General features: G+C 52.8%; 20 protein-coding genes. 2 read left to right on the plus strand and 18 right to left on the minus strand.

The window, feature by feature from the left end; translation table 11 throughout:
• Window positions 1-192: 192 nt before the first annotated feature.
• Window positions 193-1,014: an EAL domain-containing protein gene (locus tag JJQ72_RS14495; RefSeq protein ID WP_233281139.1), complete on the plus strand. Its 822-nt coding sequence runs from the start codon at window positions 193-195 to the stop codon at window positions 1,012-1,014.
• A 64-nt stretch (window positions 1,015-1,078) separates the two neighbouring features.
• Window positions 1,079-2,032 (plus strand): GGDEF domain-containing protein, encoded by a 954-nt coding sequence (locus JJQ72_RS14500; protein ID WP_233281138.1) that lies wholly within the window; start codon window positions 1,079-1,081, stop codon window positions 2,030-2,032.
• A 93-nt stretch (window positions 2,033-2,125) separates the two neighbouring features.
• Here JJQ72_RS14500 and JJQ72_RS14505 read toward each other — a convergent pair whose 3' ends face one another.
• The 18 genes from JJQ72_RS14505 to JJQ72_RS14590 form a co-directional block, all read right to left on the minus strand.
• Complete coding sequence (locus tag JJQ72_RS14505) at window positions 2,126-2,797, minus strand: YdeI/OmpD-associated family protein (RefSeq protein ID WP_208204104.1); 672 nt, start codon at window positions 2,795-2,797, stop codon at window positions 2,126-2,128.
• Between the two features lie 112 nt (window positions 2,798-2,909).
• Window positions 2,910-4,604 (minus strand): S-layer homology domain-containing protein, encoded by a 1,695-nt coding sequence (locus JJQ72_RS14510; RefSeq protein WP_208204105.1) that lies wholly within the window; start codon window positions 4,602-4,604, stop codon window positions 2,910-2,912.
• A gap of 32 nt (window positions 4,605-4,636) precedes the next feature.
• Window positions 4,637-9,838: a 5'-nucleotidase C-terminal domain-containing protein gene (locus JJQ72_RS14515; protein WP_208204106.1), complete on the minus strand. Its 5,202-nt coding sequence runs from the start codon at window positions 9,836-9,838 to the stop codon at window positions 4,637-4,639.
• A gap of 358 nt (window positions 9,839-10,196) precedes the next feature.
• Window positions 10,197-10,514, minus strand: a complete 318-nt coding sequence (locus tag JJQ72_RS14520; protein ID WP_208204107.1) for a hypothetical protein — start codon at window positions 10,512-10,514, stop codon at window positions 10,197-10,199.
• A gap of 39 nt (window positions 10,515-10,553) precedes the next feature.
• Window positions 10,554-11,843 carry a hypothetical protein gene (locus tag JJQ72_RS14525; protein ID WP_208204108.1) on the minus strand — a complete coding sequence of 430 codons (1,290 nt, stop codon included), beginning with the start codon at window positions 11,841-11,843 and terminating at the stop codon, window positions 10,554-10,556.
• 45 nt (window positions 11,844-11,888) lie between these two features.
• A complete protein-coding gene (locus JJQ72_RS14530) occupies window positions 11,889-12,608 on the minus strand; it encodes a GntR family transcriptional regulator (protein ID WP_233281137.1) in 720 nt (239 codons plus the stop codon).
• 180 nt (window positions 12,609-12,788) lie between these two features.
• Window positions 12,789-13,697 (minus strand): phosphatidylinositol-specific phospholipase C, encoded by a 909-nt coding sequence (locus tag JJQ72_RS14535; protein ID WP_208204109.1) that lies wholly within the window; start codon window positions 13,695-13,697, stop codon window positions 12,789-12,791.
• A gap of 26 nt (window positions 13,698-13,723) precedes the next feature.
• Window positions 13,724-15,139: an extracellular solute-binding protein gene (locus tag JJQ72_RS14540; RefSeq protein WP_243896105.1), complete on the minus strand. Its 1,416-nt coding sequence runs from the start codon at window positions 15,137-15,139 to the stop codon at window positions 13,724-13,726.
• A 113-nt stretch (window positions 15,140-15,252) separates the two neighbouring features.
• Window positions 15,253-16,098 (minus strand): carbohydrate ABC transporter permease, encoded by an 846-nt coding sequence (locus JJQ72_RS14545; protein WP_208204110.1) that lies wholly within the window; start codon window positions 16,096-16,098, stop codon window positions 15,253-15,255.
• A 15-nt stretch (window positions 16,099-16,113) separates the two neighbouring features.
• On the minus strand, window positions 16,114-17,019 hold the full coding sequence (locus tag JJQ72_RS14550) for a carbohydrate ABC transporter permease (RefSeq protein WP_347880759.1): 906 nt from the start codon (window positions 17,017-17,019) through the stop codon (window positions 16,114-16,116).
• Window positions 17,020-17,071: 52 nt separating this feature from the next.
• Window positions 17,072-17,797, minus strand: coding sequence for a glycerophosphodiester phosphodiesterase (locus tag JJQ72_RS14555; protein WP_208204112.1), 726 nt, complete (start codon window positions 17,795-17,797; stop codon window positions 17,072-17,074).
• Entirely contained in the window at window positions 17,797-18,825 is a 1,029-nt protein-coding gene (locus JJQ72_RS14560; RefSeq protein ID WP_208204113.1) for a CehA/McbA family metallohydrolase, read from the minus strand. Before JJQ72_RS14560 ends, JJQ72_RS14555 begins: the two co-directional genes overlap by 1 nt.
• On the minus strand, window positions 18,782-19,291 hold the full coding sequence (locus tag JJQ72_RS14565) for a hypothetical protein (protein ID WP_138224709.1): 510 nt from the start codon (window positions 19,289-19,291) through the stop codon (window positions 18,782-18,784). The genes JJQ72_RS14560 and JJQ72_RS14565 overlap by 44 nt, the downstream gene beginning before the upstream one ends.
• A 260-nt stretch (window positions 19,292-19,551) precedes the next feature.
• On the minus strand, window positions 19,552-21,069 hold the full coding sequence (locus JJQ72_RS14570) for a sulfatase family protein (protein WP_208204114.1): 1,518 nt from the start codon (window positions 21,067-21,069) through the stop codon (window positions 19,552-19,554).
• A 131-nt stretch (window positions 21,070-21,200) separates the two neighbouring features.
• Window positions 21,201-22,241, minus strand: coding sequence for a Gfo/Idh/MocA family protein (locus JJQ72_RS14575; RefSeq protein WP_208204115.1), 1,041 nt, complete (start codon window positions 22,239-22,241; stop codon window positions 21,201-21,203).
• Window positions 22,231-22,968 (minus strand): DUF1961 family protein, encoded by a 738-nt coding sequence (locus JJQ72_RS14580; protein ID WP_208204116.1) that lies wholly within the window; start codon window positions 22,966-22,968, stop codon window positions 22,231-22,233. Before JJQ72_RS14580 ends, JJQ72_RS14575 begins: the two co-directional genes overlap by 11 nt.
• Window positions 22,969-23,302: 334 nt before the next feature.
• Window positions 23,303-23,734 (minus strand): hypothetical protein, encoded by a 432-nt coding sequence (locus JJQ72_RS14585; RefSeq protein ID WP_138224705.1) that lies wholly within the window; start codon window positions 23,732-23,734, stop codon window positions 23,303-23,305.
• 773 nt (window positions 23,735-24,507) lie between these two features.
• Complete coding sequence (locus JJQ72_RS14590; RefSeq protein WP_208204117.1) at window positions 24,508-24,837, minus strand: hypothetical protein; 330 nt, start codon at window positions 24,835-24,837, stop codon at window positions 24,508-24,510.
• Between the last annotated feature and the right edge of the window lie 352 nt (window positions 24,838-25,189).

The following is a 25,189-nucleotide window of genomic DNA, read 5'->3' on the forward strand; positions in this document are numbered from 1 at the left end:
GCTCTATTTTTCTTCCTTACGCCTTTCGAATTTAACATTCTGTTAACACGGTGCGATATACATAGTGATAGTATAAGGCTATAGCGGCAAAACAACATGAACCTCGCCTCGCTTCTTCAGGCATAAAAGGACGGATGGATTATGAAAACACATCTCTTTTCTTCACAGAATTCTCCAGGTGTTAATAAACCTATGACTTACCTGTTTGACGTCATCCGGCAGTACATGGTCTCTCTGAAACGTTATCATGCTCTGCGGGGGATGATCCGGGACCAATCGCTGACGACGTATTTTCAGCCGGTCATCAGCCTGCAGGAGGGCAGTCCTCTCGGCTATGAGGTGCTGAACCGTCCGCCGGCCTCTTCTCTGTTTCCGAATACAGAAGCTTTTTATGATTTTATTGGACATACCGATCAGGTATTTGCCTTTGAGCGTGCCAGCCGGGATTTGTCCTTTAATCGCTTCTGCGCTGCGTTAACGCGTTCGGACAAGCCTCGAGATACTGTGATCTTCATCAATATCCATCCTCAAGTGCTGCTGGATACCAACTATCGCAGTGGTGAAACATTGCAGCTGCTGTCCAGATACGGCCTGTCGCCGAAGCAGGTAGTCTTCGAGCTGACCGAGAAGCAGGCGGTCCATGATTACGTGGAATTCGAACGCATCCTGTACCATTACCGCGCCCAAGGCTTTCGCGTGGCTATTGACGATGCAGGCTCTGGCTATAACAGCCTGAAGGCGATTGTGAGCCTGAAGCCTGAATTCATCAAGCTGGATAAATCGCTGATCCGAAACGTCCACCAGTGCCCAAATCAACAGCGGATCGTCAAGCTGCTGCAGGAGTTTGCTGCGGAATCCGGGACGCATATCATTGCAGAAGGCATTGAGGCGCGGGAGGAATTTGTTTTTTTACAACAGGAAGGGATTGAATACGGGCAGGGCTATGCCATTGGACGACCGGCTACCGAGCTGCAGACCGCTTCACTGCCTGTCTGTGAGAAGACATCGATGTGAGCAGAGCCGTGGCGGGCCCGGATGCCCGTTCGTAATGAAAGGCTTGACGAGGAGGAGAGTCGACTTGACGCTGGCACAAATCGGCGACATTGCCGAGACCATTCCCGTCGTCTCCCCGGATACCAATTGCCGGGTTGCAGACGAATGGTTCAAGCAGAGCCACAGGCTGGAAGGCATCGCTGTTGTCGGGGAGACCGGCAAGCCTGCTCTGCTGACACGCAACCGGTTTTATCAGCATGTGGGAACTCAATATGGCTATAACATCTACATTCAGCGCCCGGTCAAGCTGATTATGAACCGCTGTCCACTTGTCGTGGATGCGAGCGAATCCATCATTGATGTCAGCCTTCAGGCGATGAACCGGGCAGAGGAGGAGTTGTATGATGTCGTACTGGTCCTTCGGGAAGACCAGCTGTTAGGTGCTGTAAGCATTCGCAGGCTGCTCCTGGAGGTCGCCGACATCCGGGCGGAGAAAGCAGCCTATCTCAATTCGCTGACTGGACTGCCGGGCAATCATATGATTGATGAGCAGCTTCAGAAGACCGTATTGCTGGAACAGTTCAGTGTGCTGTACGTTGATCTCGACTACTTCAAATCGTACAATGACAGCTACGGCTTCAAGATGGGCGACGTTCTGATCCAGGCGACGGCCAATCTGCTGCGGGAGGCGTTTCAAGGACCCGGCTCTTTCCTGGGACATATCGGCGGGGATGATTTCATCGTCATTTTGAACCATCACAGCTACGCCAACTCCTGCAGTCAGGTCATCGAACAGTTTGAAGCACTCAAGAGCAGCCTGTACAAGCAAGAAGATCTCCAGAACAATTACGTGATGGGTGATGGGCGCTCTGGCGTCTACGGCCAGATCCCGCTGGTGTCCATATCCATTGCCGTTGTCACCAATCAAAGCGAAAGCTTCCACAGCGTGGATGACATCATTGAAGAAGCGACACGAATCAAAAAATTATGTAAATCCCGCTCCGGCAGCACCAGTATTGCGAACGAATGCTGCCGGTAATCCACGCGCAGGTCTACAAAAACCAAGTGCTGCTGCCGGGCTTTGCGTATGCCCTGAATAAGACATGCTTGTTGCCTGTTGGCAGCAGCAGGATCATCTGCTATTTTGCCGATAGAGCTCTATGCTCTTGAAGCCTTGGATTAATACCGACTTCATCTCTTCCCGCCGCTTGGCTCTTGTTCCCTCCTGCACGGCACTGTAGACATAACGCGCCCAGTCTCGCTGGTAGCCGGGAGTCAGCGATTGATAGAAGGCCAGCGCCTCCGGCTCCCCGCTCAAATCCTGCTCTATATTCGGTATCATCGCAATGTAATCGGCGACGGACTGGCTGGGCTTTGAGGAGGATCGGGCCTTCTTCGTGCCTTCATTTTTGAAGCCGACCACGGTAAAGACGTCATTCATGCCCACCATCCGGCTAAATTTCATAGTGCTTGACCCGATATACCCTTCCGGATCTGCTCCCAGTCCCTCAAACAGCGTGTCCCGGTGAATATAAGAGTCGTATACGCGATTGCCTTTCTTGGGATAAGCGGCGTATAAATACCCTCCCTTTCGGATACAGTCCCGGTCAATAACCGTTGCGACAAGCTCCTGCAAGGCTCTCAGATCCAGACAGAACGCAAAAATCATATCATACACCTGAGGCTTCAATGCCCGGTCTGCGGCTGTCAAGGACGCCAGGCTGTCCTCCCCCTCCGGGGTAAATAGCACGGCGGCGTGCTCGTATTTATGCAGGTTCAGCTTTTCTATAATTGTTTTGGCCATATCCATCTCTCCTGCCTTAATTCATCTCTAAATCAACTATACACTAACCTAAATAAAGGAGCCGCTTCAACCCCGCGGCTCCTTTCTAAATCCTCTCCTCATTGCTTCGTTCTTAACCTTCTAGAGCCATCAGCATGTTCGCAACAGCCTGCGCGGCCTCTGCGCGGCTGGCGGAGGCTTTCGGCAGAAAGCGGCTTCCACCGGCTCCGTTCAGCAGCCCGGCTGCGGTTCCACGGCTAATATGTGCTTGGGCCCACGATGCAATCTCGTTCTGATCCTCGTACCTGGTGGTGGAGGAAGACATTGCAGACGCGCCGCGGGAAAGCTCGTATGCCCGAACCAGCATGACCGCCATCTCCTCACGGGTCATCCCGGCATGCGGCTCAAACGCCTTGGCCGACTTGCCCTGGATGAGTCCGGCATCATAGGCCGCTGCTACTTCAGAAGCAAACCATGATGAACTCGGCACATCCTGAAAGGAATGGGTGACTCTACCTGAAGTTTGAAGGGAAAGCGTGCGAACGAGCAGCGCTGCAAACTCAGCCCGGGACACCTGCCGGCTTGGAGCGAACATGGTGTCCGATACCCCGGAGACGATGTGCCGGGCCGCGAGCGTAGTAATCGTCTCCTGAGCCCAGTGCCCGGCTGGTACATCCGCAAACGCTTTATGGTATTCCAGAACTGCAAAGGTGCTGAAGTGGGGAAGCTTCGCGATCAGGCGCGTCTCTGTTGTGTCCAGAGCTCCGCCCATATACTCCCATGCTCCTTGCTGTTCATTCCAGTAGTAGACACCCATCAGACGCTTCTCACGATTCTCATCGAAGCCGAAAGACACCTCAATAGGTTCGGAGAAGGATGACAGCCTGACCGCGGTGCCGGACTGCGTGTGCAGCGCCAGATCCAGATCCAGCACCTGTCCGGCTGTTGTCATCCAGGTTCCGGCCGTGCGCTGCGGCAGCTGCTTCTCCGCCTCTGATACATTCAACTCCTGAACGATAAACGATATGGCTGCCCCCTCCAGACTCTCACCCGCCTTGAGCTTGACCAGATCAGAGAGCACCTTCGGCTGGATCTCGACGCTGACCGCGCCGCTGTGGATAATCAGGCTGCGGCTGCCCAAGAGCTCCCCTGCATTGTACGGCAGCTTAACTCCCTCATTCCCTGCTGGCACCTTTATGGTGACCGGCCCCGGCCCCGCAGTATTGACTGCGCTGAGGCTGGAAGCATCTACGACATATAACGGGACTGGGCCCGGCTGAACAGCAGGCGGCTGTGACGGCTGAGTGGGCTGCGCGCCAGGCGCTTCCGGTACACTCACTGGCGGCGGAGTGGGCTGGGAGATCGCTGAATACGTAAACTCCGTCGTTACCAATGTGTCTCCTCCGCTGCCTCCCACCTTGACTAGATAGGTCCCCCTCGGACTCATTTCCTCCAGCACATATTGAAACTCATATTGTCCGTCACTGCTGCTAGAGGTCTGATCCACATAATCTATACCGCCGGACGGCCGGATGACCATGACCGTAACCGGCTGACCTGCCCCTTTGGAGACCGTCCCCGTAATTCTCACTGTGCCGGATGCAGCATCCACCTGGGCGACTGCGGACAAAGCGTTCGGGGACAGATCTGCCGCCGCAAAAACACCAGACCGGGCGCTGCTGTATCCTGTATTCATCATGACTCCCTGAGACGTTGAACCTGCTGCAGCACCCTCAGCCGCTGCACTCCCTCCGCCTGACAGCGCTACAGGCACCACCATCATCGCCATACATATGCGGGCTTGAAGCCGTGTTATGGGTCTGTTCATAAAATCCTCCCTGTTCTGTGCCTCGTATCCCGTTACTGCTTCACCGTATCCTGCTCTTCATTCGGGAACTGAACCGCCTCCGACAACGGCTTCATGCCATTGAAGCTGTCCCATACCATCACCTTGATCACGTAGCCTTTAACATTGTTCGGCAGGCTAAAGCCGGCTTTCAAGGATTCCGTTTGGCCGGCGGCCACTTTTTTCTCCACGTACGACACATTCTTCAGCCGGTTCTTACTGTCGTAAAGCGCAATAATCAAAGCGGCCTGCTGCTCTGCACCACTCTGGTTCGTCATCACACTCCCGACTTGAATAAATTGATCCCGCTGCAGCGCCGTTACCGGCTTGCCTGAAAGGTCGGTAAAGACCGGTGAACCCACCAGGAATGCATCTGGAGCCGTAGCGTCAGCATCTGCAAAATCCTCCATGCTCCGGGGCTTCAGCTGAAAGCTGCCATTGTAAGGGACAACGATCCCCGTGATATGCAGCACATCCCCTGCCGTCACCTCGGCCTTAAAGGCTTCATAAGTGATGCCAGTGCGGCTGTCTACATAGATGCTCTCGCTGCGGCCATCGCGTACCGCCTTAAAGCTGAAATTGCCGTATCCGTCCTTGGCGGATAGCTGCTCGACCTTGACCTCCTGAAGCGTTACCAGCTCATACTCCTGCGCTCCGGTCAGGGTGCTTACCGCCTGCGGCTGCAGCTGCACCTGTCCCAGCACTTGCAATTCCGCAATGCCGTTCAGCTGATAAGCCCCGCGGTATGTGCTTTTTTGCGACTTCAGCTTCAGCCGATCTCCGACGCTCACACCCGGGTTCTCGTAGGTGTATACCTGAATGCCGCCGCTGTCATCCTGAAGGTAAAAGCTGTGGTTCGAACCGAAGGCTCCCGGCTTGCTGCTGACGACGCCTTCCACCGTCACTTCAGCTCCGTCCTCCAGCAGCTTGGCTTCTCCAATGGTCACGACAGGTCCGAACTCACTGCCTCCGCTGCCTACTTCAGAGATTCGTCCCTCCGCTTCATAACGGATCGGCTCCTTAAAGCTCTCGATGAAGCTTACAAGCGCCTCCAGATCCTCCGGTCCCATGACCGGATTGTTGCCCAGCTCACCGAACAGCTTGTATTTAGCGCCTGTGGATGTGGACATGTAGTTGTTCACCGTGAGGGTGTACACCCGATCTGCATCAATGGCACTTCCGTCCGGCAGCGTGATGTCCACTACTTTAGCCGTGCTGCCATCCCAGGTATATTTGAATCCGCTGATGCTGAAATCCGGCCCGTACAGGCTGGTCATCTGGGCATTCACCATCTTCACCAGATCGCTTCCCTGAATCTCCAGCTTCACGAGCACGTTATTAAACGGCAAAATATTAAACAACTCGCCAAACGTAATCTCTCCTGCATTCAGCTGATCGCGGATGCCGCCGCCGTTCATCATAGCAAAATCACTTTCCATCGCCCAAGCCATACTGTCTGCGATCAGGTTGCCGAGCGCATTGTCCCCAACCTCGCCTTTAACGGCATAGCCGCCCTCCATATCGATCGCCGCTGTGCCAACGACCTCATTCAAGAGGGGAGCAACCTGCTGCTCATATTTGTCCAGAATGGCACTTACTTCCGGGTCCGGCTCAACACCGGCATGATCCACCCACAGAATGTCCGCACTCTTCTCTGCAATATCTCCGGTCACCGGATCCAGGCTCAGCTTCACCCGGCTCAGAGCCTTGCCATATTCCGACGCCTGCACGATTAAGGTGCTGCCGAGAAGGCCATTCACGACCGCATGATTATGCGCGGCAAAAATAACATCAACCTCCGCATCAATCCCATTCACATAATCTGCAGCCTCGCCGGTAATGCGACCTGCAGCATCCTGTGAGGCAGCGCTGTGAGCCAGCACGATGATGGCACGGACGCCTTGCTCCTTCAGCTCGGCTGCCGCTTTATTGATGGCGTTGACCGGATTCGTAAACTCGATATCCTGGATGCCTGAGGGCATCACCATCTCTGCTGCGCCTTCCGTGACAACCCCGATAAATCCGATCCGCTGACCCTCTACCTCTTCAATGTGATAAGCCGGGAGAATACTTTCGCCTGCCGACTCTCCGGATCTCCAGACCACATTCGCCGCCAGCAGTGCATGCTCCATACCGCCGTACGCCCGGTTCACGTCATCATGCGGGTAATCTCCGCCGTTTACCATCCGCAAGAGCTCCGTAGTCCCCTCATCGAATTCATGATTGCCGGCGGTATTTACGGCCATATCCAGAGCATCCAGAATTTCTACGGTCGGCTCGTCCTGAAACAGAGCCGATACTGGTGAACTGCCGCCAATCAGATCACCGACTCCGACAAACAAGGTGTTAGGTTGTGCTTGCTGACGCTGACGGATATACGCTGCCATATACTCAGCCCCGCCGTAGGTTCCGTCCATAATGCCATCTCCAGTAATATCCAGCTCGTAATGCTGATCGATTTTGCCGTGAAGATCGTTCAGGCCGATCAGCTCTACCGCAACCGGCTCCTCCGATGCGTTATCTGTATACACAACATCCTCTGCCGAGCGCGGCTTGAGCTGATAGGTCCCGTTAAAAACACTTGCAATTCCCGTCAGATCCAGCACATCCCCTTCTTTGTACTGGGCGGTAAAGGTATTGTAGTTGACTCCAGTGCGGTTATCGATTCGCACCAGCGTGCTGCTGCTTCCTTTTACAGCATTGAATTGAAGAGTGCCGTAATTGTCTGCTTTTACGATATTTTGGATACTGACGCCGTTCAGCTTCACTACCTGTCCCTGATGGCTCTCATCTACAGTTGAAACCACCTTCGGCTGGGGAAGGGTGCCGTTACCGGTTACGGTTATTTGGGATATATTGGATAGCTGGAGCTCGCTGCTAAACACATTGACATCTCCGGTCACCTGCACTTTCTGACCCAGAGCGTAGCTGCCCGCATTTTGATACATGTAAATGCCGCCGGTAGCGTCCTGGATATAAAAACCTTTGGCACCCCAAGAGCCCGGAGTCGTCGTAATGACCCCTTCGACCGTAAGCGTCGTGCTCACCGGATATTTTCTCGCCTCAGCGATCGAGGTAATGCCGGGCACCTCCACCTTCTCGGGCGGCGCTTGACCTGATCCATACGAGCCCGGGGCAAAGGTAGCGGGATTATACCATTTGTAGCCCCCCGTCGGATTGCTCCACGGCTCCTGCTGCGGCTCTGTCGATGCAGCCGGAGTCTCAAAGCTGAGCAGCGGTGTAACCGGACTCAGCTCCACCCGTCCTTCAAAGGTCGTGTAGTCCTCCTGTACAGCCAGCCACTCTACTGTTTGAAGCAGAAATTCGCTGTTATCGCCTTCTTCCAGGAAGCCGTTATAGGTCTTCTTGACAGCGCCGCTGTCCTCCCGGCGGTATTTTGGCGTGATATCCTCTACCGGAGAGGAGTCGCCAATGAATGCGGCTTTGCCGGCCCCCACCTTGGCAATGGCCGCATACGGACCTTCGTCGATGCCGCCTCCGTTGTAGACCCCCTGGTCTACCGCAGGTCCCCACTTCGGTGCATTTTTAGGCATATAGATCAGACCCTTGGCAATCTTCGGATTCAAAATGGCCAGCGTACCGCCGGCGTGGGATTCAACGACGCTTACTCCCTCTGTGATGCCAAAAGCATCGCTCGGAGGCACCACCGTCTGACCACTTTCGATCGTTCCCAAGGCATTAAACCGGAACCGGATGCCGAAGTTCGTGCCCAGCCAGTCTGTGCTCGTTACGCCTTCCATGGCTTTAGAAGCTGCTTCCTCTGCTGTCATGCCTTTGGTCGGATTACCGAAGGCCCCGCGCCGATAACCGTTAAACACCTCGGTGGAATCCCAGCGGTTATAATTTCGGTCTGCATTATAATGATCGCCGATGAAGAAGATGCTGCCTCCGTTTTGAGCATATTGCAGCAATGCATCTTGCTCCGACGCTTTAAAGGGAATGTTCGCTTCCCCGATAATAAACACATCATATTCCTGAAGCTTCTCCAGCGTAATGGCCTGCTCACTGAAGTTAAATGGAGCCGTGCGCTCCAGCTGGTCAACGGTGAAGCCGAGATCCTTCAGCCCATCCGCAAAATCCGAAAAGGCTCCGTCAATAACCCAATCTGCCGCGCCGGCAGTCTGTCCATGGGTATTGTCAAAAAGGATTTTTTTGCCGGAAACGTTCGTCAGAGCCGGACGGATATCACCAGCCTTCGATGGCTTGATCTGCAGTCCGCCTTCAAAAGGAGTCACGACTCCGGTAACATGGACCTCCTGTCCGTTTTGCACTGTGTTTTTGGCAAGGCCAGTATGGAAGTCTACAAACACCCGAACCTGCTCCCCATCTGCTGCTGCATAGAAAGAAAACGAGCCGGATGTGCCCTCATCACTGACCTGCTGGGCAGTGACTCCCGTCAGCTTTACCAGCTGTCCGTAGGTATCTGCACTGACCGTCGCCGGCGTTACTCCCACCGGGGCCGGTATCGGGCTTGTCCCTGTAATCTGTACCGTTGTCGCTTGAAGCTGCACCTCGCCGCTGGCGCTGTCCACCGACTTGATGCCGCTGACCGTCACCTTGCTGCCGGCCTCCGCCTCTACGCTCTGTTGCTGAACGTAGATGCCTGCGGTATCATCCTGCACATAGAAGCCTTTGGAGCCAAAAGCGCCCGACTTTGTTATAGCAACCCCTGTAATGATGGCGGCTTCGCCGTCATGCAGTGCCCGTGCTGCTGCAATGGACATTGTGCCGGGATTGCCGGGATCGCCAGGATCGCCGGGTGCTTCCGCGAACACCATCTCCGTCGGGCTTTTCAAGCCTGGAAAATTGTTGTATAACGCAAGCTGTCCCGTCACCTTGATCTTCTTACCGATCAGCTCCGGGTTGCTCTGAAGACCAAATTCGCTGCGGTACCCTGACGAAACCTGTACATTCAACAGCTTGCCGGGATCCCTTTCTCCTGCCGCATCTCCCAGATGAACATTGTAATCATTGCCGAATGGAGCTGTAAAGTTAGACGTCTTGGAGCCCGTAGCATGTCCGACAATGTACCCCTCCACTGTCGCAGTGCCACTGTTCCCAGCGATCGCCTGCGCAACCGTCAGCGCGCTGCCCGGTGCCGCCTCCACCTGCTGCGGTGCCACAATCCATAGATTCGAGAGCATGAGGACACCACTTAACAACAAAGCCAGCCACTTTCTGTGAAAAAGCTTCATGATTCTACCTTCATCCTTCCTATGCTTTAATGACATCTACCCGATTATAGATTCGTATAATTTACAAAGATTTCACTCTATGTAAAATATGTTCCTTTATTTGTTAATTATTTGTCAGATTTACAAGAATGGTCGCATTTACTCTAAACTCGTCGCCGTGGATCATCGTGTTCGGTTTTTGGTGTTCATTTACTCCAAACCTACCGCCGTGGATCATCGTATTCGGTTTTTGATGTTCGTTGGGCGCTAAACCGGGCTGCGCGCGCATCGAGTTCGGTTTTTCGCGTTCATTTACTCCAAACCCGCCGCCGTAGATCATCGAGTTCGGTTTTTGGTGTTCATTGGGCGCGAGGGCGGACTACACGCACATCGAGTTCGGTTTTTGGTGTTCATTTACTCCAAACCTGCCGCCGTGGATCATCGAGTTCGGTTTTTGATGTTCGTTGGGCGCTAAACCGGGCTGCGCGAGTATCGAGTTCGGTTTTTCGCGTTCAGTTACTCCAAACCTGCCGCTGTGGATCATCGAGTTCGGTTTTTCGCGTTCGTTTACTCCAAACCCGCCGCCGTGGATCATCGAGTTCGGTTTTTCGCGTTCGTTGGGCGCGAGGGCGGGCTGCGAGCTTATCGTGTTCGGTTTTTGGTGTTCATTTACTCCAAACCCGCCGCCGTAGATCATCGAGTTCGGTTTTTGGTGTTCATTGGGCGCGAGGGCGGACTACACGCACATCGAGTTCGGTTTTTGGTGTTCATTGGGCGCGGGGGCGGGCTGCGGGCGCATCGAGTTCGGTTTTTCGCGTTCATTTACTCCAAACCCGCCGCTGTGGATCATCGAGTTCGGTTTTTGATGTTCATTGGGCGCGGGGGTGGGCTGTGGGCGCATCGAGTTCGGTTTTTCGCACTCGTTGGGCGCGGTGGCGTGCCGCGAGCGCATCGAGTTCGGTTTTTCGCACTCGTTGGGCGCGAGGGCGGGATGCGCGCACATCGAGTTCGGTTTTTCGCACTCGTTGGGCGCGAGGGCGGACTGCGCGCACATCGAGTTCGGTTTTTCGCACTCGTTGGGCGCGGGGGCGGGCTGCGCGCGCATCGAGTTCGGTTTTTCGCGTTCGTTCGGCCCGAAAGCGGGATGCGGGCACATCGAGTTCGGTTTTTCGCGTTCATTTACTCCAAACCCGCCGCTGTAGATCATCGTGTTCGGTTTTTCGCACTCGTTGGGCGCGGGGGCGGGCTGCGCGCACATCGAGTTCAGTTTTTGATGTTCGTTGGGCGCTAAACCGGGCTGCGCGAGTATCGAGTTCGGTTTTTGGTGTTCAGTTACTCCAAACCCGCCGCCGTGGATCATCGAGTTCGGTTTTTGATGTTCGTTGGGCGCTAAACCGGGCTGCGGGCGCATCGGGTTCGGTTTTTCGCGTTCGTTCGGCGCGGGGGCGGGCTGCGCGCGCATCGAGTTCGGTTTTTGGTGTTCGTTGGGCGCGAGGGCGGGCTGCGGGCGCATCGGGTTCGGTTTTTCGCACTCGTTCGGCCCGAAAGCGGGCTGCGAACGCATCGAGTTCGGTTTTTCGCGTTCATTTACTCCAAACCCGCCGCTGTGGATCATCGAGTTCGGTTTTTGATGTTCGTTGGGCGCTAAACCGGGTTGCGCGAATATCGAGTTCGGTTTTTGGTGTTCAGTTACTCCAAACCTACCGCCGTGGATCATCGTATTCGGTTTTTGATGTTCGTTGGGCCCGAAAGCGGGATGCGGGCGCATCGAGTTCGGTTTTTCGCACTCGTTCGGCCCGAAAGCGGGATGCGGGCGCATCGAGTTCGGTTTTTCGCACTCGTTGGGCGCTGGGGCGTGCCGCGAGCGCATCGAGTTCGGTTTTTCGCGTTCGTTGGGCGCGGGGACGGGATGCGCGAGAATCGAGTTCGGTTTTTCGCACTCGTTCGGCCCGAAAGCGGGCTGCGCGCGCATCGAGTTCGGTTTTTCGCACTCGTTCGCCGCGATCCCGCATCCCCAGCCCAACACAAAAAATCACCCCCAGCCCGTATTTCAGGCCAAGGGTGATCTTATTTACCGCGTACGTCTTAGATGAAACGTAAATACATCGTTGCGCATATAATCCTGGGAATAAAACACAGGCTGGTTTCCTTCATCATAGTGCAGCTGCTTCAGCAGCAGTACCGTCGTGTGCGGATGCTGCAGCAGCTGCTGACAGTTTCGGTCAATGTGCAGCGGCACCGCAATTTCGGTATCGGCGCGATTAATGGTGACTCCTAAGGTATCCTCGACGAACTTCAGCAGGGAGCCGGAAAAGGTATGCTGCTCAAATCCCTCCCCGAAACGCGCCGCCGGCAAGTAATTGACGGACAGCATCACCGGCTCATCATTCGCTTTACGAATCCGCTTCAGGATGTATACCGCGTCGCCCGCTGCAATGCCGAGACGCTCGGCGGCCTCTTCAGGACAAGGTGATTTCGTCAAGGAAATCATACTTTCACTCTCGGTTAAGTTCGCGGATCGGATCATTTCTCCAGAGCTGTACAGCCGCTCCAAAGTGCTCTTGATCGGCGGCAAGGGACGAATAACAAAGGTACCGACACCATGCTTGACCAGGATTCGCCCTTCCTCCTCCAGCATTTTCAGTGCGCCCCGGAAGGTTTCGCGGCTCACCTGAAACTGCTTGGACATCTGAATTTCAGAAGGGAGCTGCTCTCCTACACGGTAAACGCCCTGATCAATAAGCTCCATCAGCTGCTGCTTGACCTGCATCGACTTCGAGTTGGCATTCATGTGATTTGTATTAACACCTCTAGACATCATCTTCTGTGAGCTTATTGTCATATGTTCTCTCTGCCTTGTCAACATTCCCCACCCGGGCCGAGCCAAGCCGGGTCGGCTCGGCCCGGGCAGGAGCACAAACGCTCCGGCACCTCACGGCGTACCGGAACGTTCCTGTGAGAATATTCTTTTCTAGAAATTGGTGGCAATCATTTTGGAGGCATGCTCGCTGGTGATGAAGTCCATCGCCGAGATCCCAAACCGCCCGCGCGTATTTGCCGTAAAAAAGTCCAGCACCTTGGGATTGACGTAATCCTTCGTATCCCGGATGTCCGGAATACCGAAAATGCCTGGCTTGTACCCGCTGGTATAGTTGATATACAGCCATGAAGGGTTGCTGTTCTTGGCCTCATTGTACATGCTCTGAATGTCATTCCACTTCTTCGCCTTGTCCGATACCTTGTAATAGTCCTGGATTTTCAGATTGGCAGCTGTGTTCTGGATGGTGAAGGTGGTGTTCTCCTTCCAAGCTGTTGCATCCAGACCTTTGGGCAGCTGGGTCGCAGAGAATCTTCGGAGCAGCACAATTTTTCCCCGAGCTTGGTCCAGGGTGGGAACGCGGTCAGTCAGCAGCCATTTTCCCGGGTTTTTGCTCGTATAGGCATTAAACGTGGCTTCAAAAGAACGCGTATTCTCTGCCGCCGTGTGCTCCTCCTTTACACTCATGATGACCGTTTCTGTCGGGTTGCTGTTCAGAAAGGAAATGACGGTGTTTAAGACTGAGTCGAAATTTTGCTGCTGATACACGGCACCGTGATGGATTTCAAACGCATTTTTAAAATGTCTTGTACGAATATCGAGATACCTGACCCCGATGGACAGCTGCTGCGCAATGGTCAGATCCTGATTCTTGGCTGTGCCGTAGACCGGCTCGTACAAAGCACCGGAATCATGCGTTCCCGGGATCGTGAGGGAGGACAGCGAGAGCGAGCCGTTCACTTCCCCCATCCAATTGTTACTCGTGTAAGCAGACGCCGCGCCCGCTAATGGCACTACCAGCATCGTCAACAGCATCAGGCATAACCAGGTTTTCTTCAGCATGGAGCATACCACCTTTTCTTAGAGTGTTATTGACTCTTCAGCCAGCTCTCCGACTCGGACTGTGCCTTCTGGAGTGCTTCTTCCGCCGTCAGCTCGCCCAGCAGAATACGCTGTACATTCTCCGACAAAATATAGCGCGGCTGACCGGAACGGTACGGATAACGCGGCGCCCACAGCTGACTCATCTGCTTCAAAATAATATCCATTTGCGGCAATGCCTTCACACTGTCCCAATCTCCAGCGGCCTTGATGACCGGCATGCTCTGCGAACGCTGCTCTTCCCACATATATTTCTGGAAAAACTCACTGCTGCTAAACTTCAGCCACTCCCACGCCAGATCCTTGTTCTTGCTGTTCTGCCCGATCGCAAACGGACTTCCGGCGAACATGCCGCCCATGCCCAGCTCTGGGTTGGTGAAGAGCAGCGCAGCCTGGTAGCGGTCCTGTGTACCAAAGGTTTCAATGATGTTGATGAAGCCTGGAGCGGCGCGCAAATGAATGGCAATGTTATTTTTATCCGTCAGGAAATTCTCCGAGCCCTGATTGACAAGAACACCTTCCGGCGCATATTGATTCGCATCCTTCAGCAGCTCCGCCGCTTCAATCATAGTGTCACTATTGAATTCCAGCGACATGTCCTTCCACAGGAATCCGGTGCCCCATTGGCCGCCCTTGGACTCACTGATATTCATCACGGTGTCGGCCGCATCGGTTCCATTATAGGTAAGCCCGTAATTTTGCTCGCCGGTTTTTGGATTCTTGCCTGTCATCTTGGCGGCCTTTTCCAGCACTTCCTCGATGGAAGGCTTCTCTGACAAATACTCTACACCCCAGTCATCAAAAAGCTGCTTGTCATATACAATGAGCCGGGCGTCACCGATGTATGGCAGACTGTAAATTTCCGGCTGCTGATCCTCCGGGCCCATTGCTCTCCAGCCGTCCACCTGACCGTTCAAGTAAATGCTCGTATCAAAGCTGTCTTTATCAATGTAAGGCTGAAGCGGCTCAAGCAGGCCCTGCTCAACAAAGGTAGCCAGCCCCGGCACCTGATACACATCGGCTGCGCCGGATTGAAGCATGGTTTGCGTCTTCTCGTTATAATTGTCCCAGCCCATGAGTACAAATTCGACCTCCGCGCCCGGGTACATTCTTTCGAACTCCTCCTTCAGCACGTTCACGCCCTTGGAGGTGATTCCGGTGATTGCATCGGTTTTTTGCTCTGTCGCAAAATCACCAATCATCTGCACCTTCAGCTTCCCCGACGGCCCTTCACCCGCAGCACCTGCTGCGGTACCGCTGGCAGCGGTCGCCGCTTGTCCATTGGAGTCGGAGGATGAAACGCCGCCCTCCTTGCCGCTGCATGCGCTCAGCAGAAAGCTTAACAGCAGAAGCAGCATCAGCGGACTTCGTAAAGCTTGAAATTTCTTTTTAAACATAAACATTGGTTTCCCTCCACAAATGTAATCTTTTTCTCTTTAGACCTGCATGATTTGTAACCTTGCGCTACAGCTCTCGGATGCGGTGACACCTGCGGCTGCGTTAACCGCCTTGTCCATCACTCTCCCTTCAGGCCGCTTAAAGCAACGCTGCGAATAATATATTTTTGGAAAAATAGAAACACGAGCAGGATCGGCAGAATGCTCATAGCGGCCAGCGCCATCGTAATCCCTGCCAGGCGGCCTCCGTTCTCTGCCGAGAAATTAGATAAGAACAGCGGAACGGTCCGCAAATCCTGATCATTGATCACCACCAGCGGCCAGATGAAGGAATTCCAGCTGTCCTGGAAGGCCAGAATCGCCACAGTAGCTGTGATAGGACCTGTCAGCGGTACAAAAATGTAAAAGAACGTTTTGAACTCCCCCGCCCCGTCAATCTTGGCGGACTCCCTCAAGCCTTCGGGCAGCTGGTCAAAAAATTGCTTCGCCAGCACCAGGCCCAGAGCATTAATTAACGAAGGAAGAATGAGCGGATATTTGGTATTGATCATTCCAAGATCATTAAACATCGTAAACATGGGAATCAGCCGGGTTTCGAATGGAATCATCATCGTCGCCAGCACGATGAAATACAGCAGCCTCTTGCCCTTAAAGCTTCCGCGGGAAAAGGCGTATCCCCCCAGCAGCGCCGATGCTACACCCAGCATGACACTGAAAAAGGCGACCACGGCAGAGTTCCAATAGGCCAGAAATAAAGCGTTGTTCTCAAACACGAGCTTGTAATTAAACCACGCGAATTGCTCCGGGATCAGGCGCGGCGGAAACGGCAGGGCCAGATTCGCGGTTTGCTCCAGACTGACGCTGATCATCCAGATGAACGGATAAATCATAATCAAGCCCACCGCAGCAAGCAGGATGGTCGTTGCGGCATCCATGGTCTTCCATTTGTGCTGCCTGTTATGCATGATGGTTCACCTCTTTTAAATTTTCATCTTCAGCAGCTTGGTATTTAGGTACGTGAACAGCAGGATGAAGAAGAACAGGATGTACGAGGCCGCAGATGCGATACCATACTCATTGCCGCCAAAGCCGCGCTCGAAAATGAAGCCTACTACGGTGTGAAGGGAGCGGGCAGGACTTCCCTGTAATCCGCCAAGCATAAAGGCATCTGCAAATCGCTGCAGTCCTCCGATCCAGCCCAGCACCAGGAGAATGGTCAGGCTGCCGAGCATATTCGGCACCGTAATCCACCACCACTGCTGAAAGCGGGTAGCTCCGTCCATGGAGGATGCTTCATAATAGTCAATCGGGATCGCCTGCAGATTGGCCAGGTTGATAATAATGACGAAGCCCAACCAGTGCCACACCGAGAGCACTACAGCGCCCCATTTTGCCGAAACCGGCTGGGACAGCCAGACGATTTTCTCAAAGCCGAGCAGCTGCATGATATAATTCAGCGGCCCATCCGGATGAAGAATAGCCAGAAACACCGTCGCGGCCGCAATCATGGAGGTGGCATTGGGAATGTAGAACAGCACTTTGAAGAAATTCGATCCCCGCCGCAGACCATTGATCAAGCAGGCAATCAGGAAGCCGATCGGGATCGCGATCAGCAGCTGAAAGGTGGTTATATACACCGTGTTGTAGACGGCATACCAGAACGTTTCCGAGGCAAGCACCTCTGCATAATTGGCACCGCCCACGTAACGTTCCTCAACGCCCTTGGTAAAGCTGAGCCGCAAGGATTCGATCAAGGGGTATACCGTGAACAGCAGGATGCCGAGCAGTGACGGGATCAAGAATACATACCATACAGCGCGTGATTCCAGCCGGGAAGCCGGCTGTCGCTCTGAACGGACCAGGGCTCGTTGTCTTTCTGCATTCACTAAGGACATCTTGTCGGACGGCGCAGCCGCCGTCCTCCCTCCTTTACTAGGTTCATATTTTCTCGCTTAACCTGCCCTCCAGACGGTCATGGAGCCATTCCCTCCGAAGCAGGCTACAGTAGGTCACATCCATAACAGACACCGCATCAACGCCCATGTCCATATATTTCGTAATCACGGCTTGATCAGCCGGAAGCGTGAACACCCACACCGCCAATCCATGCTGCCGGGCACAGCGTACCAGCGAAGTCCGACAGGAGGCGTACTGAACATTAATGCCGGCGAAGCCGGACTGTCTGGCGTATTGACACCATGCTAGTGTCTGCTCTTCATAGGCAGCATCCGTCAGGTGAGGCGCTGCAGCCGGTGCATTCCAGATCACATGCCGGGCGGCATCGCTGCCCGCGAGAGCATCCGTCAGTCCTGTGAAATAAATCTGATCCCAGACCTGCAGCTCCGTAATGACCCTAGTCGCGGCTTCATAAGCCGGCAGTGTCTTCAGATCCAGATTGAATACCGCCTTCTTTCCTCGCAGGAGACGCAGCACCGTCTCCAATGTTTCAACGGAACCAAGACCGGCTGCAGGCAGTTCGTCATAGCTATAACGGGAGAGGTCCGGCTCGTCATCGTGATAAAGCACCGGAATGCCATCCTTCGTCGCCCGGACATCCACTTCCAGGACATCGGCTCCTGCCTTATAGCCTTTTTCACAGGAAGCTGCTGAATTATAAGGAGTAGCCTCACAGCCGGTATGTGCAATAATTCGGCATGGCTTCATCAGACTGCCGCCCTTTCTGGTTCAGGCACGGGAGGGGACGATACATAAATCGGGTTCGTCATCGCCAAAGGGATCGGGCTGCTCTCCATAAGTCCCTCCGCCTTCACTCTCAGCCACCTCAGACCTTCTATAGAGACCAGGTGCTCGGCTTCACTCTGATCCTCCCGCCATGGAATCTCGGTGATCTCGCCAAGATTGGATTCAAGAATCAGCTTCGTAACCACCACCCGCTCTCCCAGATTACCGGAAGCCGTGGATGAGTCCAGCTGAAGCCGCAGGCTCATCTCCCCGCCGATATTACTTGAGCTGTCCACACAATCACCAAGGAAGTAGGCCCTCCCGCCGAGTCTCGCTTCCACATGCAGCCGTGGCCCGACGCTTAAGTAGCAGCGTCCGTGAGAGATCGCCTGTACCACCTTCTCCCGGGAGAAGCGGTCCTCTTCATGCTCAAGACCGATATACGTAAACGCCGGGGCACCTCCCAGGAGATCCGAATGATGCCAATCCCGCCCGGCCGTGGCTGTAATGCGATGGCCTTCATTTAACAGCTGGTCCCACAGCTGCAGCGCGGGCCGATTATAAGGCCGCAGTGCGGGCATCATGCCGTGCCATACCTCGATGTAGTCCAGGTCAGACCAGTCTGTAATGTCGTACTCCCAGTGGCAGCCTGTACAAATCGGACTTCCCATGGTGTACGGATGAGCGATCCCGACAATGCCTCCAGCCTCATGTACGCGACGTATCCCTTTATGAATATCGCGCGGTCCCAGATCCCGCCACTCGGTATACGGTGCCCCCAGCGTCAGCATATGGCCGTAAAAGGTCGTCCACTCCATACCCGGAATGACAGCCACACCGGTTGTCTGCTGAATGTGCTCGGCCTCCGCTAACCCTGCCGCCGTGTTATGATCGGTCAATGCAATACCCTGCAGCCCCAGTCTGCCGGCTTCCCTGCACATCTCCGCCAGTGAGTGCCTTCCATCACTATGTGGTGTATGCGTGTGCAGCTCGAACGGAACCCAGATCACGGCTTTGCCCTCCTTTGTGAACAATAAGCTGATATGTGCACTCCGGTGTCACTACACAGTGCACGCTGATCGTAATTTTCCAGATGCCCGAGGGCAGCGGTCCTGCCAGGAATCCGGGAGAGGCTTCCTGCTCACATAGCATATGTCGCTGCTCTGAGGGATGACGGTGAGCGGACCCCCGAAAGCCATGAGGATCATCGACCGACAAGGTCAACAGATTTTGCAGCGGCATGTACCGCTCCCACTCCGCTTTCCGCAGCTCTACAAGCTCAGCAGCTTCATACTTCTCGATCGCTTCCCAAATGAGCAGCCGCGAGGCTTCCGGGTCCTCCATCACCTTGGGCGTGTACCTGAACTCCATGTCCAGGGAGGCGGGGTCTTCGTCTACCAGGCATGAATATGTAATATGACTTTTGGAGCTGAGCGGGGTCAAGGTCCCCTCTACAGCCAGCAGCTGCTTCTTCATAGCTTCACTTCTCTTTCTGTCTCTTGCTCAGGCGTCATTCATGATTTCCCCTTCATTTGTCTAGATTTCTTCAATAAATCCAATGGTAAAAATAATATAATCTAAAAAATAACCCAAAGAGGTATAGACATCTCTGTTGTTTATACAATACCAAGCCTATGTCAGCGCAATATGAAAAGAATGTAGCGTTTATGTAAATAAGCAACAAAAAAAGACGACCCCGCCTTTCAGGAGTCATCTTTATGAGATGTTCGTAATATTCATGATTCATTCCGTTTATCGCTATGTGGCCGGTCCTGAAAGCCCCGCCCCTCCCGATCACCCGCAGACAGCCGCGACAGCTGCCCAAAGCCTGTAACGGCGCAGTAAACCCCGTCCCGTTCTGGATCAAGATAGGACTGAAACCACTCTCCCAGCCGTTTCCGGAATACCTGTATTCGCCCCTGGTGCTCCGGCTCTTGAATGAGGTTATGCTCCTCCCCGGGATCGTGCGTGAGATCATATAGCTCATGGGGACCATACGGATAGCGGTGTACATATTTCCAATCGGCGGTTCGCAGCATGCGAACCGGGCCATACTCGTCATATATGACGACCTCCTCCCGGTGCGTGGAGGCTCCAGACTCTGTTCCCGCAGCCGAGCCCAGCAAAATCCCCACAAAGCTACTTCCCGGGCGCGGCTCTTTCTCTGTTCCCGAATCCTCTGCATGAATCCCAGCATACTCCAGAATCGTTGGGTACAGATCATATTGGCTGACCAGCTCCGCACAGATCTGTCCGGCGGGAATCCTTCCCGGATGACTGAAGAGCGCGGGAACCTTGACCGAGGTATCGTACATGTTCAGAGGAAAGGTGCCGTTGCCTTTGCCCCACACGCCGTGGTGCCCCATATTCATTCCGTTATCACTCATAAAAATGACCAGCGTCTGCTCCCGAATTCCCAATTGCGTCAGCTGCTCCAAGAGCTGTCCAATCCCGGCATCCATAGCCGTGATCGAAGCGTAATACCCGCGCAGCAGCTCCTTTCTGGCCTCCCCCTGCCCCTGCGGGCAGGTCGGGCTTTGATCCGGATGCGGCGGCAGCTCAGGCACCGAATGAAATTCACAGGAGTCGTACAGGCGGAGATATTCCTCCGGATGCTCCTCCCGATTCCAGGGGGAGTGCGGTGCCGTGTAATGAACACTCATATAAAACGGATGGCGCTCCTTCGCCAGATCCTCCATATCCCGCAGAGCCTGGCGGGTGATCAGATCCGTGACATAGTGCCGCTCCAGCTTAATCTGGCCGTCAACCACCATATCCGGCTCCATGTAAGAGCACCCGCCTCTGGCAATCGTATACCAACGGGAAAAGCCCATCTGCGGAGTTAGACTGCTGCCCAAATGCCACTTGCCGCTCAGGGCACAGGTGTACCCCGCTGCGGCCAGCTTCTCGGTATACCCGGTCTGACCTGCAAGATAGGGCGTCGCCAGGCTCTCATCCTGAAACCTCGGCAGCGTGGCCAGATCTTCCTCCAGGCCAGCGGCTTCAATATTGCCGGCACGAATCCAGTCATGTACTCCGTGCTGAGAAGGGATATGACCCGTGAGAATAGAAGCCCGTGCCGGAGAGCAGACCGGTGAGGTGCAGAAGAAATTACTAAAGCGCATGCCTTCTGCCGCCAGCCGATCCAGATGAGGTGTCTTTACCTCCTCATTCCCCGAACAGCCAAGCGCCCACTCGCCCAGATCGTCTGCCAGTATGAATACAATATTGGGCCGGTGATGCTGTGTATGCATAGGCTTTGCCTCCTTCTATAGCGGCACGCTCTCCCGCTTAGTCCAGCTTCTGGGTGCGTTCCAGTTATCGTAATCGTTTAATGTGAACGGATGCTCGTTCTCTATTGTCAATACTGTCAGTGTGAAGGCTCTCACTCCTTTATTTTATAATCTATCTTGCGGTTCAGCACCACCACCTGCTGCTTCGCGGCCGACTCATAACAGGCGTATACCGCTCGGACCGAGGCCATATAATCCCTGCCATTCGTCTCGAACACTCCACCATCCCGAAGCACGTCTACAAAATGCTGCTGCGTCGCGATCGTACACCCGCCCTTCCAGCCCTTAGCCGGAATATGATATTCATGTCTTCTCTCCTGACCGTCCCGAGGCGTAAAATAAATGGCTCCATCCTCCTCTAGGCGGAGCTTGCCGGAAGTGCCTTCGAGCGTCATCCACCCATAGACCGGGGAACGGACCTGCTCCATATAGGTCACCCGGTTGGCATCATACAGCCCGGTTGCCCCGGAAGTAAAATTCAAGTGCACCATGGCCAGATCCTCTCCCTGAATGACGGGGTTGATCGTACGAAGCTGGCAATAAAGACTCTCAATTTCCCCGAATAGATAGCGGTAGGTATCCAGATAATGAATACCTGTCTCATAGATCAGAAACTGCTTCATCTCCCTGAAATAAGGCTGTACCGAGTAAGGCTGCTCTCCCCAGCCATCTCCCGGACGCATCGCCATGTACGCAGAATATACCTCTCCCAGCATACCGGCATCCATCATCGTTTTGATTTCTCGATACCAGGCCTGCCAGCGCCAGTTCTCGTTAACCATCAGTGGAACGCTTCGTTCCTCACAATAAGCAACAAGCTCCTCTGCCTCCTGCAGCGAAGGGGCGAGCGGCTTCTGACACAGGATCGGCAGCCCCCGGTCTGCCGCCAGCCGGGTGTAGTGCAGATGTGAGGGCGGCGGCGTACAAATGTCTATGAAATCCGGGGAGAGCGCATCAAGAGCATGCTCCCAGTCACCGAAAGCTTCTAACCCATACTTGTCAGCCAGAGGCTGGGCATCCTCCCGCGTCCGGCTCAGTACACCTACAATGCGGGCTCCCTGCACCTCCGCCCAGGCCTCAAGCTGTATATCTGCAAAATGTCCGGCTCCAACAATCAGTCCCTTAATCGTCATACTGCACCTCATCCCCTTGGTCGGAAGCTAAACTCTCTCCCAGCGCATACACTTGAAAATTTGAATATTCCGCAATCAAGGGTGACATCTGCCGGAAGCCGATTCTGCCGCCCTTCAGCACATCGCCATACGTCACTCCATCATCGTGGAAATGAAACACCTCCAGATCGTTGATGAAAAAAGCAATCTCAGCACCCCGCTTCAGCAGCGCCAGATCCAAGGGGCTGTGAATATCCGCAGCGTTCGGGATCGGGTCAGCACCCTGCTTCACCAGATGAAAACCGGCGCTTTTTCGCAGATTACAAATATGTAAGGCCCGCTCCTCTTTCCGATTCCGCCGGAAGTAGGACACATGGTAGGTGTTAAAGTCTCCGTCATAGTACTGTTCATATTCACCGGTGCGCGGGCGGAGTCTGTCATCCAGAACATCCTCGCCCATTTTGCCCTCCGCCGCAAAAAACAGCATCGCAAGCCCCTTCTCACTCAGCGGCCTGAATGTCCACGTCACTAGCATGTCGGCCGGAAATATTTGATCACACCACAACACATAGTTAGCACGCTGTCCCTCGCTCGGTGGGAGCACAGGCTCCATTCTCATTCGTCCCTGCTCAAAGCACAGCTTTCCAGAGCCCTCCAAAACAAACCCTGCCGTGTCCTCCGCGGACTGTAACGGGTTACTGTATATAAGCCGGGGCTTAGCATCTTGAATACGCTTTCTCAGATCCATTCATAGCTCCTCCTCACTCCAATAAAGAACCGGCCAGACACCATCATGTACTCACGTTGGCATACCGTAGTAACATGTGATTTTCAGTGCTCTTACTCTCTTCCAGACGTTGTTACATGTCATTTATTTTAAAGGAGTGGGCTTCCGCAGGCTAGTTAAAAATGATGAGGATGTAAAAAGGTACCTTCAGGCAGGTCACCTTCGGTTAAGGTGATGGCTGAGGTACCATTTGTTTTATATCAATTACTGTCTACCGGATCAGCCACCTGTAATCTTGTCTGCAATCTATAATGTGGTCTACATAGACGGTTTTATTTTTTTAAATCAAAATACATTACCAGTTCCCTTTTTCAAAGTCTTCATTGTCTATTTCTTTAATGTATATAGAAATCCATAAAACTGTGTTATCGATTGGCTCAGTTTCAATATAAATCCCTTTAGGACTGCCATAAACTTCTTCAAATTCATCATATTCAAAGCTCGGCTCTATCTTTAAGACCTCTTCCATTGACATGCCAATCTGTATTTCATTAAATAATTTCCCAGTATAATTCTTCAATGCAGTAATCTTAAACAGCTTTCCATTAAACAAATTAAACCATAAGTAAACCTCATCTTTAATCTCGTACCTCACTAAAGTCTTACCAAATAAAACATCAGTATCAGTGAGTTTTATTATAGTGCTATAAAATTCGCTGATGTGGCTATACAGATTAATACCTCCCATTTCCTTCCATGGAACAATAGCCGAATTCAACAACACCATAGTTAATTGCCTCCTGTGAAAATTATAGTTGCTGTTTCTTTTCCATCAGTCTTATATACATCTTCAGTTCCATCTACTACTTTTATAACCCCTTGGTCATTTGTACTAATTTTTACATATGGACTTCCTCCGTGTCTCCCACCCCCGGGTGATACTTGAACTTGAGTAATATTCCTATTTTCACCATTATGTACAATATTTCTGGTCTTGTGAAAAACTCTTTTTGATTCTTGTTCTGCTCTAACAGCTGATTAAAATTGTCGTTGTTAACGGAAATATTAGACCTATTCTGACCAGCAAATGTAACGTTACCTTCCTCATCTTCCTGATACTCTCCAATCAGGTCTTCCACTCTCGAGCTGCTGCTGAATTCCGCTAGAGTCTGACCGTCTTGATCTTTAAACAGCAGGGTATGACTGGAGACTCGGCACCTGTTGTGGTCAGTCCTTCCGCTCCCGACGCCGATATTTCCTCCGGTCTTGGAAGCAGCCCCGGATTCACACAATTCGGCTCCAGACTGCACTTAATCTTACTGCTTCTTCTTTAAATGCTTTATCGTACGATTCATTGTCACTCGTCCTTGTTTGTTTTCATTTTTTTCATACGATGGTGTTTTTCTAATGCATTTTTATCTTAGCACTCCAATGTGCGTACAACCGAAATAAAGAAGTCTCTATTAGGGTATTACATGGGTTAGGTGTGGTACTAGTTAAATGAGGGATTCATTCGACACTGGGTAGCCCCACCAAACTATAAAATGAATTTAAACCAGTCTAACCTATAAATACAACTGCATCCTTCCGCTGAAATGCAAGCGGCAATTTATCTTGAAGTCCAGCTATCCTTTCAAATATCTTATCTTTTTGTTCCTCATCTAAAGTTTTAGCTACCCATTCTTTTATAAGTATTAGTTCCGCAATGATATGAGGTACATCTTCGTCCTCTACATCAACACCTGTCGTGAAGAGGTCTGTCCATTGTAGCCCTAATGATTCAATTGCAGGTAACCAACACTCCTTAAAAAATGATTCCGTAGCAACTGGAATGAAAAAATTCTTTTCGAAATCATTTTGTGGGTCAAGAATTAATGCGCTGATAGCCATAATTTATTTACCTCCAAAGATTACATTGAACTTGTGATCAGGAAATTCTTGTCTTAATTTGTTTAGACTATTTTTAACTGCCTGTCTTAGTTCGGGTGTATCTCCATCTAATCTAAAAACAAATTCTCGGATATCCTGAATATCCTCAAGGTTAGGTATTTCTGATGAGCCATTATTAGTTGCCCGGTTTTGGGATTAACCTTAATGAAAAAAATAGCCAAGATGATCGCCGTCATCATAACAAACATGCTAAATTTACGCATTGTTCTCTCCTCTCATGATAGCCTTAATTGCATTAATGCATGCCTGCAACTTCTAATAATAGAAGCTACAGGTATGCACGGAATTACAT

Origin of the sequence: Paenibacillus sp. F411 (assembly GCF_017582705.1) — a bacterium.
Lineage (GTDB): Bacteria > Bacillota > Bacilli > Paenibacillales > Paenibacillaceae > Paenibacillus_AQ > Paenibacillus_AQ algicola.

Excerpts from the sequence above, each read along its gene's own strand:
- JJQ72_RS14520 (WP_208204107.1), bottom strand. The coding sequence starts at position 10,514 with ATGATCTACGGCGGCGGGTTTGGAGTAAATGAACACCAAAAACCGAAC.
- JJQ72_RS14535 (WP_208204109.1), bottom strand. The coding sequence starts at position 13,697 with ATGCTGAAGAAAACCTGGTTATGCCTGATGCTGTTGACGATGCTGGTA.
- JJQ72_RS14515 (WP_208204106.1), bottom strand. The coding sequence starts at position 9,838 with ATGAAGCTTTTTCACAGAAAGTGGCTGGCTTTGTTGTTAAGTGGTGTC.
- JJQ72_RS14545 (WP_208204110.1), bottom strand. The coding sequence starts at position 16,098 with ATGCATAACAGGCAGCACAAATGGAAGACCATGGATGCCGCAACGACC.
- JJQ72_RS14530 (WP_233281137.1), bottom strand. The coding sequence starts at position 12,608 with ATGAATGCCAACTCGAAGTCGATGCAGGTCAAGCAGCAGCTGATGGAG.
- JJQ72_RS14580 (WP_208204116.1), bottom strand. The coding sequence starts at position 22,968 with ATGGATCTGAGAAAGCGTATTCAAGATGCTAAGCCCCGGCTTATATAC.
- JJQ72_RS14505 (WP_208204104.1), bottom strand. The coding sequence starts at position 2,797 with ATGGCCAAAACAATTATAGAAAAGCTGAACCTGCATAAATACGAGCAC.
- JJQ72_RS14510 (WP_208204105.1), bottom strand. The coding sequence starts at position 4,604 with ATGAACAGACCCATAACACGGCTTCAAGCCCGCATATGTATGGCGATG.
- JJQ72_RS14590 (WP_208204117.1), bottom strand. The coding sequence starts at position 24,837 with ATGGCTATCAGCGCATTAATTCTTGACCCACAAAATGATTTCGAAAAG.
- JJQ72_RS14540 (WP_243896105.1), bottom strand. The coding sequence starts at position 15,139 with ATGTTTATGTTTAAAAAGAAATTTCAAGCTTTACGAAGTCCGCTGATG.
- JJQ72_RS14570 (WP_208204114.1), bottom strand. The coding sequence starts at position 21,069 with ATGCATACACAGCATCACCGGCCCAATATTGTATTCATACTGGCAGAC.
- JJQ72_RS14575 (WP_208204115.1), bottom strand. The coding sequence starts at position 22,241 with ATGACGATTAAGGGACTGATTGTTGGAGCCGGACATTTTGCAGATATA.
- JJQ72_RS14585 (WP_138224705.1), bottom strand. The coding sequence starts at position 23,734 with ATGGTGTTGTTGAATTCGGCTATTGTTCCATGGAAGGAAATGGGAGGT.
- JJQ72_RS14565 (WP_138224709.1), bottom strand. The coding sequence starts at position 19,291 with ATGAAGAAGCAGCTGCTGGCTGTAGAGGGGACCTTGACCCCGCTCAGC.
- JJQ72_RS14555 (WP_208204112.1), bottom strand. The coding sequence starts at position 17,797 with ATGAAGCCATGCCGAATTATTGCACATACCGGCTGTGAGGCTACTCCT.
- JJQ72_RS14495 (WP_233281139.1), top strand. The coding sequence starts at position 193 with ATGACTTACCTGTTTGACGTCATCCGGCAGTACATGGTCTCTCTGAAA.